Source organism: Lachnoanaerobaculum sp. Marseille-Q4761, from assembly GCF_017565785.1.
In the GTDB taxonomy this organism is placed as follows: Bacteria; Bacillota; Clostridia; order Lachnospirales; family Lachnospiraceae; genus Lachnoanaerobaculum.
Genome location: NZ_JAGEKB010000003.1, coordinates 223,684 through 241,977 on the forward strand (window position 1 = coordinate 223,684; position 18,294 = coordinate 241,977).

Annotated in this window: 9 protein-coding genes; 1 reads left to right on the plus strand and 8 read right to left on the minus strand. The window is 37.5% G+C overall.

Features of this window, described 5'->3' with window-relative positions:
- Positions 1–3: 3 nt before the first annotated feature.
- From nagA to J4O15_RS15995, 4 genes are all read right to left on the minus strand, one after another.
- The gene (nagA, locus tag J4O15_RS12255; RefSeq protein WP_009218903.1) at positions 4–1,155 is read right to left on the minus strand and encodes an N-acetylglucosamine-6-phosphate deacetylase; all 1,152 of its coding nucleotides are present in this window, start codon (positions 1,153–1,155) and stop codon (positions 4–6) included.
- Positions 1,146–1,871: a glucosamine-6-phosphate deaminase gene (gene nagB, locus J4O15_RS12260; RefSeq protein WP_208100966.1), complete on the minus strand. Its 726-nt coding sequence runs from the start codon at positions 1,869–1,871 to the stop codon at positions 1,146–1,148. The genes nagA and nagB overlap by 10 nt, the downstream gene beginning before the upstream one ends.
- 12 nt (positions 1,872–1,883) lie before the next feature.
- Positions 1,884–4,541 (minus strand): alanine--tRNA ligase, encoded by a 2,658-nt coding sequence (alaS, locus tag J4O15_RS12265; protein WP_208100967.1) that lies wholly within the window; start codon positions 4,539–4,541, stop codon positions 1,884–1,886.
- 289 nt (positions 4,542–4,830) lie between these two features.
- Positions 4,831–11,502, minus strand: a complete 6,672-nt coding sequence (locus J4O15_RS15995; RefSeq protein ID WP_330638811.1) for an FMN-binding protein — start codon at positions 11,500–11,502, stop codon at positions 4,831–4,833.
- 662 nt (positions 11,503–12,164) lie between these two features.
- Between J4O15_RS15995 and J4O15_RS12280 the strand changes: the two genes are divergently transcribed.
- Entirely contained in the window at positions 12,165–13,910 is a 1,746-nt protein-coding gene (locus J4O15_RS12280; protein ID WP_208100968.1) for an Rqc2 family fibronectin-binding protein, read from the plus strand.
- Between the two features lie 47 nt (positions 13,911–13,957).
- Here J4O15_RS12280 and J4O15_RS12285 read toward each other — a convergent pair whose 3' ends face one another.
- The 4 genes from J4O15_RS12285 to J4O15_RS12300 are packed head-to-tail and all read right to left on the minus strand — an operon-like array spanning position 13,958 to position 18,282.
- Positions 13,958–14,953, minus strand: coding sequence for an NAD(P)H-dependent glycerol-3-phosphate dehydrogenase (locus J4O15_RS12285; protein ID WP_208100969.1), 996 nt, complete (start codon positions 14,951–14,953; stop codon positions 13,958–13,960).
- Positions 14,950–15,588 carry a glycerol-3-phosphate 1-O-acyltransferase PlsY gene (plsY, locus tag J4O15_RS12290; RefSeq protein ID WP_208100970.1) on the minus strand — a complete coding sequence of 213 codons (639 nt, stop codon included), beginning with the start codon at positions 15,586–15,588 and terminating at the stop codon, positions 14,950–14,952. The genes J4O15_RS12285 and plsY overlap by 4 nt, the downstream gene beginning before the upstream one ends.
- Positions 15,588–16,919: a ribosome biogenesis GTPase Der gene (gene der, locus J4O15_RS12295; RefSeq protein ID WP_208100971.1), complete on the minus strand. Its 1,332-nt coding sequence runs from the start codon at positions 16,917–16,919 to the stop codon at positions 15,588–15,590. Before der ends, plsY begins: the two co-directional genes overlap by 1 nt.
- The gene (locus J4O15_RS12300) at positions 16,912–18,282 is read right to left on the minus strand and encodes a DUF512 domain-containing protein (protein ID WP_208100972.1); all 1,371 of its coding nucleotides are present in this window, start codon (positions 18,280–18,282) and stop codon (positions 16,912–16,914) included. The genes der and J4O15_RS12300 overlap by 8 nt, the downstream gene beginning before the upstream one ends.
- Positions 18,283–18,294 lie beyond the last annotated feature (12 nt).

An 18,294-nucleotide genomic window follows, 5' to 3' on the forward strand; every position in this document is an offset into this window, starting at 1 on the left:
AATTTATAGTTCACTATATATCTCTTTACCATGCACATATACTGCTTTGATATTTAATGACTTGTCCATTAAAACCAAATCAGCGTATTTTCCGTCTTCAATACTTCCTACTTTATCATATATACCGATTTGTTTTGCAGGATTTATAGTAGCGGCTGCTATAGCGTCCTCAAGTCTGATATGCATATCCTGTACCGCTCTCTTCATACATTCAAAAAGATTTGTAACAGAACCTGCTATAGTTCCGTCATCAAGTACCGCCTTCCTTCCGGTAACAAATACCTTTTGACCTCCAAGTGTATACTCGCCGTCACTAAGTCCACATGCTCTCATACTGTCACTTATAAGTATAACTCTCTCATCTCCAAACATCTTAAATGTAGCTCTCACTACAGCCGGATGAATATGTATACCGTCACAAATAAGCTCTACACATACCCTGTCATTATCAATAGCGGCACCGATTACTCCCGGTTCTCTATGTGTAAAGGGAGGCATTGCATTGTACAGATGTGTTACATGTGATGCACCCTCTTCAAAAGCCTTTGTAGCTATATCATAATTTGCCATAGTATGTGCTATGGATACAATAACCTTATCTTTTACACCTGCTATAAAGTCCATAGCACCCTCACCCTCAGGAGCAATATCTACAAGCTTTATAAGATTACCCGACAGCTCATTTAATTCATTAAAGAAATCCACATCTGTGTTTAATATATACTTTGATGACTGGGCTCCCTTTTTTGCCTCACTGATAAAAGGACCTTCCATATTTATACCAACAAGCTTGGCACCTGTATCACCGGTATATGCTGCGGCTTTTTTCATGATTTCTTTCAACTCATCTTTGGAAATAGTCATGGTAGCAGGGCATATACTTGTTACTCCCACTTTAGCTTCATACTCTGCTATATTTTTTATGGTGTCTTCCTTTGCATCACAAAAATCATCACCCATACAACCGTGAAAATGTATATCTATAAGTCCCGGTATCGCATAAAGCCCTGTAGCATCCACCTGCTTTTTATCATTTTCCGATGCAAACCCGAGATTCATAAATGATGACTCTACAAACTTTTCTCCGGAAATATTTATCTCTCTGTTTCTGAATACTCTATCCGGATCAAATACTATCGCATTTTTTATAAGCATGATAAAGCCTCCGCATCACCTATAAGAATAAAGTCACTGTGCAATTGTAGTATGGATGCAGGTACCTTAGGCGTGATAGGTCCAAAGAATGCTTCTTTCACTATATCCGCCTTTCCCTTACCGCTTACAATCATAAGTACACGCTTTGCTCTCATAATACTTCCGATTCCCATTGTATAAGCCTGTTTCGGAACATCATCTGCGCTTGCAAAAAATCTCTTATTTGCTTCAATTGTACTCTCTGTCAAATCCACAACATGAGTCTTATCAATAAATTCATCACATGGCTCGTTAAAGCCTATATGTCCGTTATTTCCAAGTCCCAGAAGCTGCAAATCTATACCACCGTAATTTTTTATGATATTTTCATAATCCTGACCTGCCTTTATTGCATCCGGCTCCATACCGTCAGGTACCTTTGTATTATTTTTATTTATGTTTATATGGTCGAAAAGATGTGAATGCATAAAATAATAATAACTTTGATCATTATCTCTTGTAAGCCCTCTGTACTCATCAAGATTTACAGTCTTTATTTTGCTGAAATCAAGTCTGCCTGCCTCATATCTTCTTACAAGCTCTTCATAAGTTCCGACAGGTGTTGAGCCTGTAGCCAGTCCAAGTACGGCATCAGGCTTTAAAAGCACTTGTGCTCCTATTACATCTGCCGCCATTTCACTCATTTCTTTATAATCTTTTGCACATATAATTCGCATAATATTTTCCCCCTATGCTAACTGTGATTTAAACTCTTCCTTTGCCTTATCAAGGGCATCCTTGATACCTGCAGGATTTTTTCCACCTGCCTGAGCGATATTCGGTCTGCCACCGCCTCCGCCTCCTACAAGTGTTGCAATAGCCTTAATGATATTTCCGGCATGTGCCCCTGCTTTAAGAGCATTATCTCCTGCCATACATAAGAGATTAACCTTGCCTTCCACATCTGATGCAAGAACAACCATGCCGTCATCCACATCATTCTTAAGCTTATCTCCAAGGTTTCTAAGTTCATTCATCTCAACTCCGCTTACCTGCATTGCGATGAACTTAACTCCGTTTATTGTTTCAATATTTTCCGCACTGTCTCCAAGTGCCTCACTTGCAAGCTTTGCTTTAAGCTTCTCATTCTCAGACTTAAGAGTTTTCATTTCATCAAGCAAACTCTCTGCCTTTGTAATAAGCTCGGCTTCGCCTGTTTTTAAGAGTTCAGCCATTTTTTGCATTCTGCTCTCTATATCCTGATAGAATTCTATAACTCCGTCACCTGTGAGTGCTTCTATTCTTCTAACACCTGCCGCAATACCGTTTTCTGAAAGAACCTTAAAAAGCTTAATATCTGCTGTATTATGTACATGAGTACCACCGCAAAGCTCCTTTGAAAAATCTCCCATGCTGACAACTCTTACATCACCCCGGTATTTTTCACCAAAGAGTGCCATTGCACCGCTTTTTTTAGCATCCTCCACATTCATCACATCAGTAACTACAGGAAGCGCTTTATTTATCTCAGCATTTACAATTGCCTCTACATTTGCAATCTCTTCCTTTGTAAGGCTCTTAAAATGTGTAAAGTCAAATCTAAGTCTGTCTGCAGCTACATAGCTTCCCGCCTGCTCTACATGGTTTCCAAGCACCTCTCTAAGTGCCTTATGTAAAAGGTGAGTTGCGGAGTGATTTGCTGCTGTTTTCTTTCTGTTATCGGCATCTACAACAGTCTCCACTGTATCACCAAGCTTAAACATGCCCTTAGTTACAAATCCTACATGTCCTATCTTATCACCTGAAAGCTTGATAACATCAACTACATTAAATACTGCATCATCTTTCTTTATAAGACCTATATCGGCATTTTGTCCACCCATGGTAGCATAAAATGAAGTCTTATCAAGAATAATAGTACCATGATCACCTTCAGCTATAGCTTCGACTATCTCATCCTCTGTTGTAAGTGCTGTTATCTTTCCTGTATCCAAAAGACTGTCATAACCCTCAAATACTGAGGTAAGCTTCGGATCAAGTGATTGATATATGGTAACATCCGCACCCATATAGTTTGTAGCTTTTCTGGCTGCTCTTGCCTGGTTTCTCTGAGCCTCCATAGCCTTATTAAAGCCTGCCTCATCTACAGTAAAGCCCTTTTCTTCAATTATCTCCTTTGTGAGGTCAAGAGGGAAACCGTAAGTATCGTACAGTCTGAATGCATCCTCACCTGAAATAACCTTTTCACCGCTCTTTGTAAGATTTTCCTCTATCTCTGAAAGAATTGAAAGTCCCTGATCTATGGTCTTATCAAATTTGTTCTCTTCCTCGGTAAGAACCTTAAGAATCATCTCTTTTTTCTCTTCAAGTTCAGGATAGCCGTCCTTTGAGAGCTCTATTACTGTATTTGCAAGAGATGCAAGGAATGTATCCTTTATACCAAGCATTCTTCCATGTCTTGCCGCTCTTCTTAAGAGTCTTCTAAGTACATAACCTCTGCCTTCATTACTTGGCATAATACCGTCTGAGATCATAAATGTGCATGATCTGATATGGTCTGTAATAAGACGAAGTGATATGTCCTTCTTTGCATCCTCTTTATATGAGGTCTTTGCCAAAGCTGCCACTCGATCAAGCAGACTCTTTATTGTATCAACCTCAAAGATAGACTCTACATCCTGAAGTGCTACCGCAAGTCTTTCAAGTCCCATACCTGTATCTATATTCTTTTGTACAAGTTCTGTGTAATTACCCTTTCCGTCAGAGTTAAACTGTGAAAATACATTGTTCCAGACTTCCATATATCTGTCACAATCACAGCCTACTGTACATGAAGGTTTTCCACATCCGTACTTCTCACCTCTGTCATAATAAACTTCTGAGCAAGGTCCACAAGGTCCCTCTCCATGCTCCCAAAAGTTATCCTCTTTTCCGAACTTAAATATTCTCTCAGCCGGAATCCCTATCTCTTTATTCCAGATCTCAAATGCCTCATCATCCTCTAAATAGACGGAAGGATAAAGTCTGTTTGCATCAAGACCTGCAACCTCTGTCAAAAACTCCCAGGTCCATGCTATTGCTTCATGCTTGAAATAATCTCCGAATGAGAAATTTCCAAGCATCTCAAAAAATGTACCATGTCTTGCTGTCTTTCCTACATTCTCTATATCTCCTGTACGAATACATTTTTGACATGTACATACTCTTTTTCTTGGCGGTATTTCCTGTCCGGTAAAATATGGCTTAAGCGGTGCCATACCTGAGTTAATCAATAGTAGTGAATTATCATTATGAGGAACCAAAGAGAAGCTCTTCATTGACAGATGACCTTTCTCCTCAAAAAAATCAAGAAATTTTTTTCGTATCCGGTTTACCCCTTTTTCACTGTGTACACTTGTGTTGCTCATATATCTATTACTTTCCTTTTCTCATATCTCTTACTTTTTTGCCCAGCTTTATACCTATAAAAGCTAAAATTCCAAAAATAATAGCCTTAACTAAACTTCCTATAAATGATGATAACAAAATAGTCATAATACACCTCACTTATTCTTAGGCAATGCCTTCTATTTTTATAGACAAACTGTTTTTATAATATCACAATCATTGTTAAAACTCAATGTCCATATTGTAATGGTAAAATAATAAAAAAGCGATGCCCACATAAAGCATCGCCTTCTTGAAAGTAAATATTTACTATTTAACAATCAGATTTTTAGGATCATATAGTCCCAAGATTTTATTTTTCATAATGCCTTTTCTTCCTGCATGATTTGGAGAAATTGTTAAATCTTCTCTATCATTTTCTGAATCATTTCTTTTTTCTTCTACAGGCTTTGTGGCATTACTGTCTGTAGCAAGTCTCTGCTGTGCAGCCATATCTCTGTTTGCCATTCTAAAGCCGCTTTGGTCTGCAAACGCTTTTTTAACAGCCTTTTTTATAGCAACTGATGATACTGTTGCACCGCTTATACTGTCTACAGAATCAATTTCAGATGCTTTCTTTCCGACAAAATTAGGCAACATTCTTAATGCATTTGACCAGAATCCGGCATTAGCTCCCGGGCTTGTTTCATTGTCTTCTACACTTACAATAACTCCGGTCTTTTTATTGAAGGTTACTCTGAGGCTTGCATAGTATCCGAACATTGTAACATTCTCTACAACATCTTTTACTATATTGTCCTGTCCTTCTTCTTTCTCTTTTGCTTCACCAAGTTCAAACTTAAAGCTTGTGGAGCAGTATCCGTCTTTTTTATTTGCATCTTTTAAGATAACTGTATACTCTCCCATACCGGTGTTTTCCGTACTCTTAATTGAAAGAGTTTCATTTGTTTTATCAAATGTATAATCGCTTCCTTCAACAAGTTTCTTAGCATTATCTTTTGAACCGAAGTATAGATCACCAATCTCATATCCCTCATAAGGCATCTTTCTCATATCAAATGTTACATCTGCCCCGTTTTCCGCACTGAACTCTGTTTTTGATGCTATAGCCGGTATATGACTGCTGCGAAGTCTCTTAGGAATATATAATTCCAATCCGTCTATCTCAAACTTCTTGTGATCACTTAATAAATATGTAATTTTGTAAATCTTATCACCCGGTAATGAAGCAAAACGCTTATGTGCTAAGTTGCCGCCATATTTTCCCATCTCCACTGAGAATGCAAGCTCACCGTCAGCAATAATATTGTCAACATGTGATAATCCGAAAACTTTAGCATTTCTCTTACTGCTTCCTGCCTCAAATGTTACACCGAGTACATTCTTATCAGTCTTTATTTCCTCAGGCAGACCTTCAAGGTTGATTTGATAATTTCCATACTCGCTTTGATCTGTGAGTGAAACTCTTACATCTGAAGGATTGGCATTTATTTCAGGAGTATTCTCACTTGCCTTCATTTCAGAGATTGTAGAATCATAATTAATAACCTTATAAGTAGGCAATTCTGTTTTTGTAACCTCTCTGCTTATTCCTGTAACGGAATCCGGAGCAGTCATACTTGTAATTGCCGGAATAAGTGCTGTATGATTTTCCGCACCTACAGCTGCCAAAAGTTTTACTTTTGCATACAGATCAGCATCTACCTGAACCGGTGTTTTAACTCCCTTAATCTTATATCCTGTTTCGGTTTTATCTGTATAAGCCGCTGTAGCAAATTTGCCATAGCTTCCTATTTTGGAAGAGCTTACTGCATCATATCTTCCTCCAAAGCTCATCATTTGCAATGGAGTAGGTTCCTGACCTATTGTAGGATCACCTCCGAATGAAGGCGCAGTTCTTATAGCTAAAAGCTCCCTTAAATAGAAGTATGAGTATGGGAAATCAGCAGTACCGTATAGGTTTCCAGTAAGTTTTTGATCATCCTCTACATAATAGTATACCTTAGGTACATATGGATTTCTTACCAGATTAGCCTTATTGGTTACATCCTTGCCGTTTACAATAAATGTCATGTTGGTATTTTTAGGATCATACTTTTTGTAATAATAAGTATGTGTCTTTCCGTCCACTACCAGATTCAATTTATCCATATTGGTTTCTTCGGATACAGGTGGCTTAGGGAATGCATCCTTTACGGCATTTTTAATGGCATTTGATGAAAGTGTTGCCCCTGTAATAGCATCAACAGTATCAACACTGTCCTTTGTTTTTCCTACAAGTTTATCAAACATTTCAAGCGACATATTCCAGTAAACTCTGTTATGGGTATTTCCCGGGTTTGTGCCGTCATCTTCAACCTTTATAATTTTTCCTGTTTTTTCATTATATGTTACCAAAACTTTTGCCTTATAGAAGAAAGTCTCCATCTGAGCCTCTCCCTTTGCAGTCTTTATAGTTTCGGCTTCACTTTCACCACCTTCGTATTTAAACCTTAGTCCTATACTTCCGTTTCCAAACTGCGGGCTGTGATAATCTACAAGTTTGATATTTAAGATATTGTCGCTCTTTGTAAGGCTGTAATTAAGCTGTATGCCGTTGGAATCAAGTACTTTTACTGTAAATGTATCCTCATTCCATTTATTCTCATACTTTTTAGGTATTGTGACATCCAGCACTAAATGTGCATTACTTCCTTCAAACTCCTGCTTTGTAATACCTGTTTTATTGTAAATAAGTTCCTGCTTATCATATAATTCAACTGCAGCCGGTAATACCTGCTCTTTCTGTGGTGTTTCCACAAACTTAAAGCCTATCCATACATATCCGCCGCTTTCATGGAATGCTCTGTAGTTGGCAAAGTCCACTGTAAGTACAGAGTATTTCTTTCCTACCTTGCTCTCAAGTAATACTCCGTCCTCATTATAGGCTTTTACAGTGAAGGTATCCTTAGTCCAGTTTTCATACTCTTTAGGTATCTCAACATTAAATATCTTTAAATACCCCTGCGCCTCTCTAAACTTATTAAAGTCTACATTTACTGTTGTAAGCTTCTTCTCGCCTGCATAAAGTTCAATCTTTGCAGGTGCCTGCTTCTTTGGATCGGATACATTTACCGTAAATGTTTTTTCTACAGTCTGTCCGCCTATGCTCTTTCTAATAGTGATGGTTTTCTCACCTATATCAGCACTTGTAAACACATATCCGTTATCAGGATCTGAGGTGAATCCTCCCGTCTTACATGCTTCCCAGCCTACAAATGCCTTATTGTTTCCGTTCTTTGTTACGGCATTTATCTCAAGGCCTCCGATTTCAAGGCTGTCTCCTACATAGTAGTTCTTCTTTATAAGCTTTGTCTCAAGAGCAAATGATGCTATCTCAGAGGTATCCTTTGATACATCAACTATTACCGCATATACATCATATCCCCATGCATCATATCCCGGATGGGCTATCTCTTTCATATTGAAACGCCACTGTGAAAGATCTCTGTCATACTTTGCCTTTCCAAGCTCCTCTTCTCCGGAGTAGATTGTCATTTCTTTTATCTTTCCCTTAGCCTCAACTGTATAGCGATATTCATCCTTAGTTAATGTGATATCCTTTGTTTCTCCACTCTCATATGATATCTTTATCTTATCAGGATATTTTTTACCAAGTTTCTTTCTTACCTGAATCTCACTTTGTATATCTATAAGAGAATCCGCATTCTTAAAATGTACATGTACAAACTCAAGTAATGACGGCAATGCGCTTCCATGTAGAGGATCGGTAACTATTCCATACTCTGCAAACTCTGCAGCGGTTATCTCTTTTACCTCTCCACCCTTTAAATGAAGCTTAAGCACTGTTTTTGAAAGATCAAGGCTCTGACCTGTTGCAACACTGTCAGGTCTTGTTTTAAACTCAATATAGTCAATTCTTTGAACTTTTTGGTCTTTTTTAAACTTCTTTGATCTCTCAAGGGCATTCTCCACAGCACTTACATGTCCCTGTGCTGTTTCTGTTGCTCCGCTGACTGCATCAAAAATCTCGCCCTTTCTTTCACTTAGCTGCTTTTTGATTCCTTCAACATTTTCAAGTCCCTTAAACTTCTCAAGAAGATAATCTCTCTTTCTTTCATAGCTTCCCGCTATCTTATCATCATCAGTATATACTACAGAATCTACCTTCTCTATCTTTCCATTCTTTATAGTTACCTTAACTATATTTGAACCTCTTTGAAGCTTGTATCTGCTCCAGGTAGCTGTTCCATACCATTCACCGTCCACATATTCGCTTTGGCTTGCAGCTGTTTCCACAAACTTAAAGCCTATCCATACATAGCCGCCGCTTTCATGGAATGCTCTGTAGTTGGCAAAGTCCACTGTAAGTACAGAGTATTTCTTTCCTACTTTGCTCTCAAGTAATACTCCGTCCTCATTGTATGCCTTTACAGTGAAGGTATCCTTAGTCCAGTTTTCATACTCTTTAGGTATCTCAACATTAAATATCTTTAAATACCCCTGCGCCTCTCTAAACTTATTAAAGTCTACATTTACTGTTGTAAGCTTCTTCTCGCCTGCATAAAGTTCAATCTTTGCAGGTGCCTGTTTCTTTGGATCGGATACATTTACTGTAAACGTCTTTTCTACAGTCTGTCCGCCTATGCTCTTTCTGATAGTGATGGTTTTCTCACCTATATCAGCACTTGTAAACACATATCCGTTATCAGGATCTGAGGTGAATCCTCCCGTCTTACATGCTTCCCAGCCTACAAATGCCTTATTGTTTCCGTTCTTTGTAACGGCATTTATCTCAAGGCCTCCGATTTCAAGGCTGTCTCCTACATAGTAGTTCTTCTTTATAAGCTTTGTCTCAAGGGCAAATGATGCTATCTCAGAGGTATCCTTTGATACATCAACTATTACCGCATATACATCATATCCCCATGCATCATATCCCGGATGGGCTATCTCTTTCATATTGAAGCGCCACTGTGAAAGATCTCTGTCATACTTTGCCTTTCCAAGCTCCTCTTCTCCGGAGTAGATTGTCATTTCTTTTATCTTTCCCTTAGCTTCAACTGTATAGCGATATTCATCCTTAGTTAATGTGATATCCTTTGTTTCTCCGCTCTCATATGAAATCACTATCTTATCAGGATATTTTTTACCAAGTTTCTTTCTTACCTGAATCTCACTTTGTATATCTATAAGAGAATCCGCATTCTTAAAATGTACATGTACAAACTCAAGTAATGACGGCAATGCGCTTCCATGTAGAGGATCGGTAACTATTCCATACTCTGCAAACTCTGCAGGTGTTATTTCTTTTACCTCTCCACCCTTTAAATGAAGCTTAAGCACTGTTTTTGAAAGATCAAGGCTCTGACCTGTTGCAACACTGTCAGGTCTTGTTTTAAACTCAATATAGTCAATTCTTTGAACCTTTTGGTCTTTTTTAAACTTCTTTGATCTCTCAAGGGCATTCTCCACAGCACTTACATGTCCCTGCGCTGTTTCTGTTGCTCCGCTGACTGCATCAAAAATCTCGCCTTTTCTTTCGCTAAGCTGCTTTTTGATTCCGTCAACATTTTCAAGTCCCTTAAACTTCTCAAGAAGATAATCTCTCTTTCTTTCATAGCTTCCCGCTATCTTATCATCATCTGTATATACTACAGAATCTACCTTTTCGATTTTTCCGTCCTTTATAGTTACCTTAACGATATTTGAACCTCTTTGAAGCTTGTATCTGCTCCAGGTAGCTGTTCCATACCATTCACCGTCCGTAAGAGCATTTTCACTCTCACTTGGCTTATTCTCTTCCTTATTTTCAGGTGTCTTAGGCTTTTCGCTCTCGCTTGGCTTACCCTCTTCCTTATTTTCAGGTGCCTTCGGTTTTTCACTCTCACTTGGCTTATTCTCTCCCTTATTTTCAGGTGTCTTAGGCTTTTCACTCTCGCTTGGCTTACCCTCTTCCTTATTTTCAGGTGCCTTCGGCTTTTCGCTCTCGCTTGGCTTACCCTCTTCCTTATTTTCAGGTGCCTTCGGTTTTTCACTCTCGCTTGGCTTACCCTCTTCCTTATTTTCAGGTGCCTTCGGTTTTTCACTCTCGCTTGGCTTACCCTCTTCCTTGTTTTCAGGTGCCTTCGGCTTCTCGCTTGGCTTACCCTCTCCCTTATTTTCAGGTGTCTTAGGCTTTTCGCTCTCGCTTGGCTTACTTTCTTCCTTATTTTCAGGTGTTTTAGGCTTCTCGCTTGGCTTACTCTCTTCCTTATTTTCAGGTGTTTTCGGCTTTTCATTTGGATTGCTTGACTGCCCTGCTCCTCCTGATGATCCTCCCGAACCGCTTCCACCATGGCTTCGTCTCTGTCCTGATGATTTTTCTTTCCTTGATTTGGAATCTTTTGATGTATCGGTAGAAGTATTGGAACCTCCTCCGGCAGTTCCGGAATTACTTGTTGAGAACCCCTTTCCTGCAACATACTGTACTTTCCCTGAGTCATCAGTCCATTGACCGTTTTCATTAATCTTAAATCCGTCAGGTGTGGTCTTACCGACAACCATTCCGCCACCATCTTTTCCCGGTGTAGGATCAAAATAATAGCAATATCCGTCTACCCACTGCCATCCGGTAAGCATTCCTCCACCTGTTGCAGGATCAGGATTGAAAAAATACCATTTACCTTCCGGATTTTTATACCATCCGGTATGCATATGTCCCGATACCCCATCCTTGTCAGAGTCAAAATAATAATCTACTCCATTTATATTTTGCCATCCGGTCTTCATGTTTCCTGTTTCAGGATCAAGATAATACCATCCTGAAGAAGTTTCAACCCAGCCCTTATGGACTTCATTCTTTTCATTATAAAATTTCCAGGTATCACCTGATAATTCCCACTTCCCCTTTGTAACAGCCCCTTGGCTTGGAAATGTATTCACGAATGCTAATGTAGAAGCAAACATCAATGTAGCTATTCTATTGAATGTTCTTTTCACAAAATAAGTACCCCCTCTAGTATAAGTGTAGTAACATCTAATATTATATGGAATGAAAAATAATCTTAGTAAACTATACTTTTAATGCCTCCTTTCTAAAGACAATCAATTTGATATTCGCTTCCAAATTATTTTCTGTAAATTTATGCATTGATGATAATTGCTTTAATTAGTAAGTATCACCTAACTCAAAGATGTAAAAAAAGAGTTTTCAAACCCTTAGTACAGACTTATTTAGCATTTTTCTTATATTTTCAGACAATAATAAATGAGAATATCCATTGATATGTGTATTTTTTCATCCATCATGCTTGTTATTCTATCATAGTGCATATAAATAATAAAGGAATTTTGTGTTTTCTTATGAATACATACAATTTTTCTACATCAATATAAATTCTGTAATATCCTAAAATAACTTTGTTCAAGTTTTTAACAAAGTGATGAAAATTACATCCAATTTTTTTGTTGCATAATTATTATTAAAACATAATATCTATAAAATTATTAAAACATAATATCTATAAAATTATTAAAACATAATATCTATAAATTTCAGTTTCATTTATTTCTCTAAATAATGCAGTATATATAGATATACTGTGGTATAATGTATTTTTAAAATTACTATTAAGATTTAAGTTTAGGATAGAGGTAATAAAATGGCTTTTGACGGCATAGTAATATCAAATTTATCATATGAATTGAATACAAAGCTTGTAGGCGGCAGAATTTCAAAAATTTCCATGCCGGAAGAAAACGAGCTTATTTTTACAGTTAAAAATAATGCAAAAACTTATAGACTTTTGGTATCTGCAAGTGCTTCACTTCCACTTGTATACCTTACGGATGTAAATAAACCCGCTCCCAAAGTTGCTCCGGCATTTTTAATGCTTCTTAGAAAATACATAGGAACGGCAAAAATAATCGATATATCTCAAAGGGATCTTGAGAGAATATTATGTTTTGAACTTGAGCATTTAAATGAACTCGGTGATATCAGCCACAAAAAAATGTATGTGGAAATAATGGGCAAACATTCAAATATAATATTTACAGATGAAAATAATAAAATAATTGATTCAATAAAAAGAATTTCCGCAAATATGAGTTCACTTAGAGAGGTTTTGCCCGGAAGGCAGTACTTTCTTCCGGATGAATTAAAGAAAAAAGATTTACTTACAGTTACTTTGGAGGAATTTAAAGATATATTAAAGTCAAAGGAATATGCTCTTTCAAAGTCTATATATATGAATTTTGCCGGTATAAGCCCGCTTATTGCAGAAGAAATCCTTATTCGTGCATCACTTTCTTCTCAAGCCCCTTCCACATCACTTAATGAACTTGAATATACACATCTGTTTCATACAATTAAAAATTTATTGGAAGATATTTCCTTACATAATTTCTCTCCCAACATCATATATCGTGGCGAAGAGGCATTTGAATTTTCTTCTATAAATCTTTTTTCTTATGAAAATGAAGAATATAAAAAAGTTTTTTTTGACTCTGTAAGTGAAATGCTTTACAATTTCTACTCTTTTAGAGAAGCCTTTGTACTTAACAGGCAAAAAAGCTCTGATTTGCGCCGTATTGTAAATACTGCACTTGAAAGAGCGTCAAAAAAATTTGATTTACAAGAAAAACAGTTACAGGATGCTGATAAAAAAGATATCTACAGAGTTTACGGTGATTTATTAAATACTTATGGTTACAGCCTAAAGGGGGGAGAAGGTTCATTTACCACAGAAAATTTTTATGATGATAATAAGGAAATCACTATACCGCTTGATAAGCATAAATCGGCTAAAGAAAATGCCAAGAAATACTATGATAAATATGCAAAGCTAAGTCGAACAACCAAGGCACTCAGCGAAGAGATAGTCAATACCAAAAAAGACATGGAGCATCTGCTATCCATACAGACCGCACTGGAAGTATCAAGTGATGATGAGAGCCTTTCACAGATACGCCAGGAGCTCATTGACTTTGGTTATATCAAAAAACATTCTTCTTCAAAGCAAAAAAAGACCTCCTCACATCCATATCACTATATTTCAAGCGACGGATATGACATTTATGTAGGTAAAAACAATTATCAGAATGAGGAGCTCACTTTTAAACTTGCTACAGGGAATGACTGGTGGTTTCACGCAAAGGGTATACCCGGCTCACATGTGATTTTAAAATCAAACAATGAAGAAGAGCTTCCGGATAGAACTTATGAAGAGGCAGCCGCACTTGCAGCCTTTTATTCAAAGGCAAAGGATTCCGAAAAAGTCGAAGTAGACTATATTCAAAGAAAAAATATTAAAAAAGTTGCAGGTGCCGCTCCGGGCTTTGTGATTTACCACTCCAACTGGTCAATGATTGCCACACCGAGGGCGGATTTACAGCAGGCAAAATAAATTTAAACGGGATGAGTAAAAGTTTATACTTTAACTCATCCCTCTTTTTACATTCCGATGCTTTCTGATATCTTATCTCTAAGCATCAGTGCATCCACCGCCTGCTTCGGATCTTTATTATCAAAAAGTACCGCATTTACCTCATTTACTATGGGCATACATATATTATATTTATCAGCCAGAGCCTTGGCTGCCTTAGCTGAATACACACCTTCCACCACCATTGCCACCTCTTTCATAGCCTCATCCATGGTCTTTCCCTGTCCCATAAGCATACCGGCTTTTCTGTTTCTGCTGTGCTTACTTGCACAGGTAACTATCAGATCACCGATACCTGACAACCCGTAGAATGTCTCTATTCTGGCTCCCATAGCTGTACCGAGTCTGCTTATTTCAACAATTCCTCTGGTAATAAGAGCAGCCTTGGCATTGTCACCATAGCCAAGTCCGTCTGAGATACCTGCCGCCAATGCTATAACATTTTTTAGTGAACCGCCAAGCTCAATACCAAGCATATCTGTAGAAGTATATACTCTGAATACCGGACTCATAAATACAGACTGAATCAGCTCAGCAGTCTTTAAATCATTTGCTCCGGCTACACATGTAGTAGGCAGAAGTCTTACCACCTCTTCAGCATGGCTTGGCCCTGAAAGTACTGCTACATTTGCATTCTTTATTTCATCCAAAATCTGCTCTGTAAGTATTTCAAGAGTATTTTCTTCAATACCCTTTGCAACATTTACAATGATTTGTCCTTCTTCATAAAACGGTGCCATTCTTTTTGCAGTACTTCTTGTGAAAATTGAAGGTACTGAAAGCACACAAATCTTGGAGCCTTCCATAGCAACTTCCAAATCAGTCTCAAATCGAATCGCTTCATCAAATACAACACCCGGCAGATTTTTATGTGTACGCTTTTCTCTAAGCTCTTTTATTTCACTTTCAATGGCTGACCATACCTTTACGCTATGTCCGTTGTCAGACAGAAGCCTTGCAAGTGCCATTCCCCAGGTTCCCGAACCAATAACAGCAATTTTCATTTTTCCACCTTTTTCCCGATTTTATTCTCAGTTCCGCTTACTAATCTCTTTATATTTGCTCTATGCATAAATATTGACAAAAGTCCTATAACGGCAACCAATATTCTAAATTCTACAGTAGAACTTCCATCTGCAAAGCCATAATCTGTCCTTACAAAAAAATGTGCCATACCTATAAAAATAATCATAACAAAAATGGATGCAAGTGATACATATCTTGTTATAGCAACTATCAAGATAAATATAGCCAGACAAACAAAAGCAATTCTATAATCAAGAGCCATTATTATACCTGCTGTTGAAGCAACTCCCTTTCCACCCTTAAATCCAAGATAGAATGGGAAGTTATGACCAAGTACTACTCCAAGTCCAATATATAGCATATACACATAGCTGAGACTGACATTATCTCTACAAATAAATCTTACCAACAGACATGGTATCAGTGATTTACAAAAATCTCCCAAAAAAACTATAAATCCTGCCTTTGGTCCAAGTACCCTAAGAGTATTTGTAGCACCTGCATTCCCCGAGCCGTAGTTTCTTATATCCATTTTATTGAGCTTTCCGAATATATATCCGGTCTCAATATTTCCGATAAAGTATCCTATTATTAAAAGAAGAATCCTAAACATTATTTTGCATCCTCTCCTCTTTCTCTGATAATAAATCTGATAGAAGTTCCCTTAAATCCAAAGGCCTCCCTAATCTTATTCTCCAAATATCTTTGATAGGAGAAATGCATAAGCTGCTTTATATTAACAAAAATAACGAATGTAGGCGGTTTGACCGCCACCTGTGTGGTATAAAAAATCTTTAATCTCTTGCCCTTGTCGGATGGTGGCTGTTGCATAACGGTAGCCTCAGAGATTATTTCATTAAGTACACCTGTTTGTATTCTTAAAGTCTGATTTTCTCTGACAATATCTATCATTTCAAAAAGTTTTTGTAATCTCTGTCCACTTAGTGCAGATATAAAAATATATTCTGCATATGGCATAAATGAGAGTATTCTTTTTATATTGTCGGTATACTCATAAATAGTCTTATTGTCTTTTTCCACCAAATCCCATTTATTTACGGCAAATATAATACCCTTGCCTCTGTCATGTGCAATACCTGCAATCTTGGCATCCTGCTCGGTCACACCTTCATTTGCATCTATAACAAGAATTACCACATCCGCTCTTTCCACCGCTGTTACCGTTCTTATAATGGAGTATCTTTCAATATCTTCCTTTACCTTTGATTTTCTTCTAAGTCCTGCGGTATCAATAAATACATATTCCTGCTTATTATTTACCACTACGGTATCTATAGCATCTCTGGTGGTTCCTGCAATATCCGATACTATAACCCTGTTTTGTCCTGTAAGCCTGTTTATAATGGATGATTTACCTACATTCGGCTTTCCGACTATGGCTATTCTCGGTATGTCATCATCCTCTTCACTTTCATTTCCCTTGCTCTTAAAATGTACCGCTACGGCATCAAGCAAATCACCTATTCCAAGCCTTGATGCGGCGGATATAGCCACAGGATCTCCAATACCCAGATTGTAAAACTCATATACATCATTTCCAAACTTGGCAATAGAATCTACTTTATTTACCGCAAGTACCACAGGTTTTCTTGATTTTCTAAGCATATCACAGACCTTGGAATCGGAATCTACAAGCCCCTGACGCACATCTGTTATAAAAACAATTACATCAGCTGTTTCTATAGCTATCTCAGCCTGCTCCCTCATCTGTGAAAGTATAATATCACTGCTGTCAGGCTCTATACCACCTGTATCTATTAAGGTAAAATTCATATCCAGCCATGTACAATCTGCATAAATCCTGTCTCTTGTAACTCCCGGTGTATCCTTAACAATGGAAATAGGCTCTCCGGCTATGGCATTAAATAATGTGGACTTTCCGACATTTGGTCTGCCTATGATGGCAACTACAGGTTTACTCATTATTTACTCCTTTTTCATATGCCTTATAGGCATTTTCTTCTATATAATTATCTGAAACTATAGCATTTACCAGATCATAACCCGACTGACCTACTATAACGGTCTTGACATTCAAACTTCTTTCAATATCGGTTCTGGTCAAATCATCAAGCAACACCTCTTCTCCGCTTCTAAACATATTCACCGACAGTAAAAGCCTGTCACCAAGTTCCTTGCCCTTTAGCTGATTTATTATATCAACTCCGGTCAGAAGCCCTGCTACAGTGATTCTTTCTCCAAAAAAATCATTCCTTATGGTATAGAAATTTATCTTTTTAGTCGGAAATCTTTGCTCCACTCTCTTTACCAAAGTCTTCATAGAGTGTGCCGGCAAAATAGCTGTTGCAATACTTATAGTTTCTTCTTTTTTTATATCTTCCTTATCTATCTTTAAATTCTCTATGGCATCCTTTACTTCTTCACTTAAAAGCCTAAGCATTCCGACACCGTTTTCAAGTTGAATATATCCGTCATAAGTCTCTTCCTTTGGCATCTCTTTACCGGCAATAAGATAAAATTCATCACTTGCCTGTGCAAAATGTTTATTACATTTTTCCATCGCCTTTTTTTGAATTTCCTCTATTATTCCGATTGTTTCTATTGCTTTAGCCTTATCCACAAGTGTAAGCCTCGGTAAATCATCTCTGAATTTTGTAATACCAACCGGCACTACAGATACACTTTCCATTGTTGGAGCATATTTTAATAAATCATTTAATGTTTTTCTTAACTCTTCACCGTCATTATATCCCGGGCACATCACCACCTGACCGTTCATAGGTACATTTTTTTCATACAGTTTATCTATATATCTGAGTGACTCTCCGGCAAAGCGATTGTGAAGCATTTTTTTTCTAAGTTCGGGATTGGTGGTATGCACTGATATATTTATAGGTGCCAGGTTAAACTTTATTATTCTGTCAATATCCGCATCCTTCATATTTGTAAGTGTTACATAATTACCCTGTAAAAAGGAAAGTCTGGAATCATCATCTTTAAAATAAAGAGTCTCTCTCATTCCCTCCGGCATCTGGTCTATAAAGCAGAATATACAATTATTTGTACAGGATTTATAATCACTCATAAGTCCTTCTTCAAACTCAATTCCTATATCTTCATAATCACTTTCAATATCCAGCTCCCATTCTTCACCATTTGCCTTTTCTATCAACATGGTAAATTCTTCGGCATTTATATAATATCTATAATCCAATACATCTTTTATCTCATTGCCGTCGATAGATATAAGCTTATCTCCCGGCTCTATTTCAAGCTCCTCGGCTATAGAACCTTTGGCAACGCTTTTTATTATATGAAAATTCATTCTACTCCATTC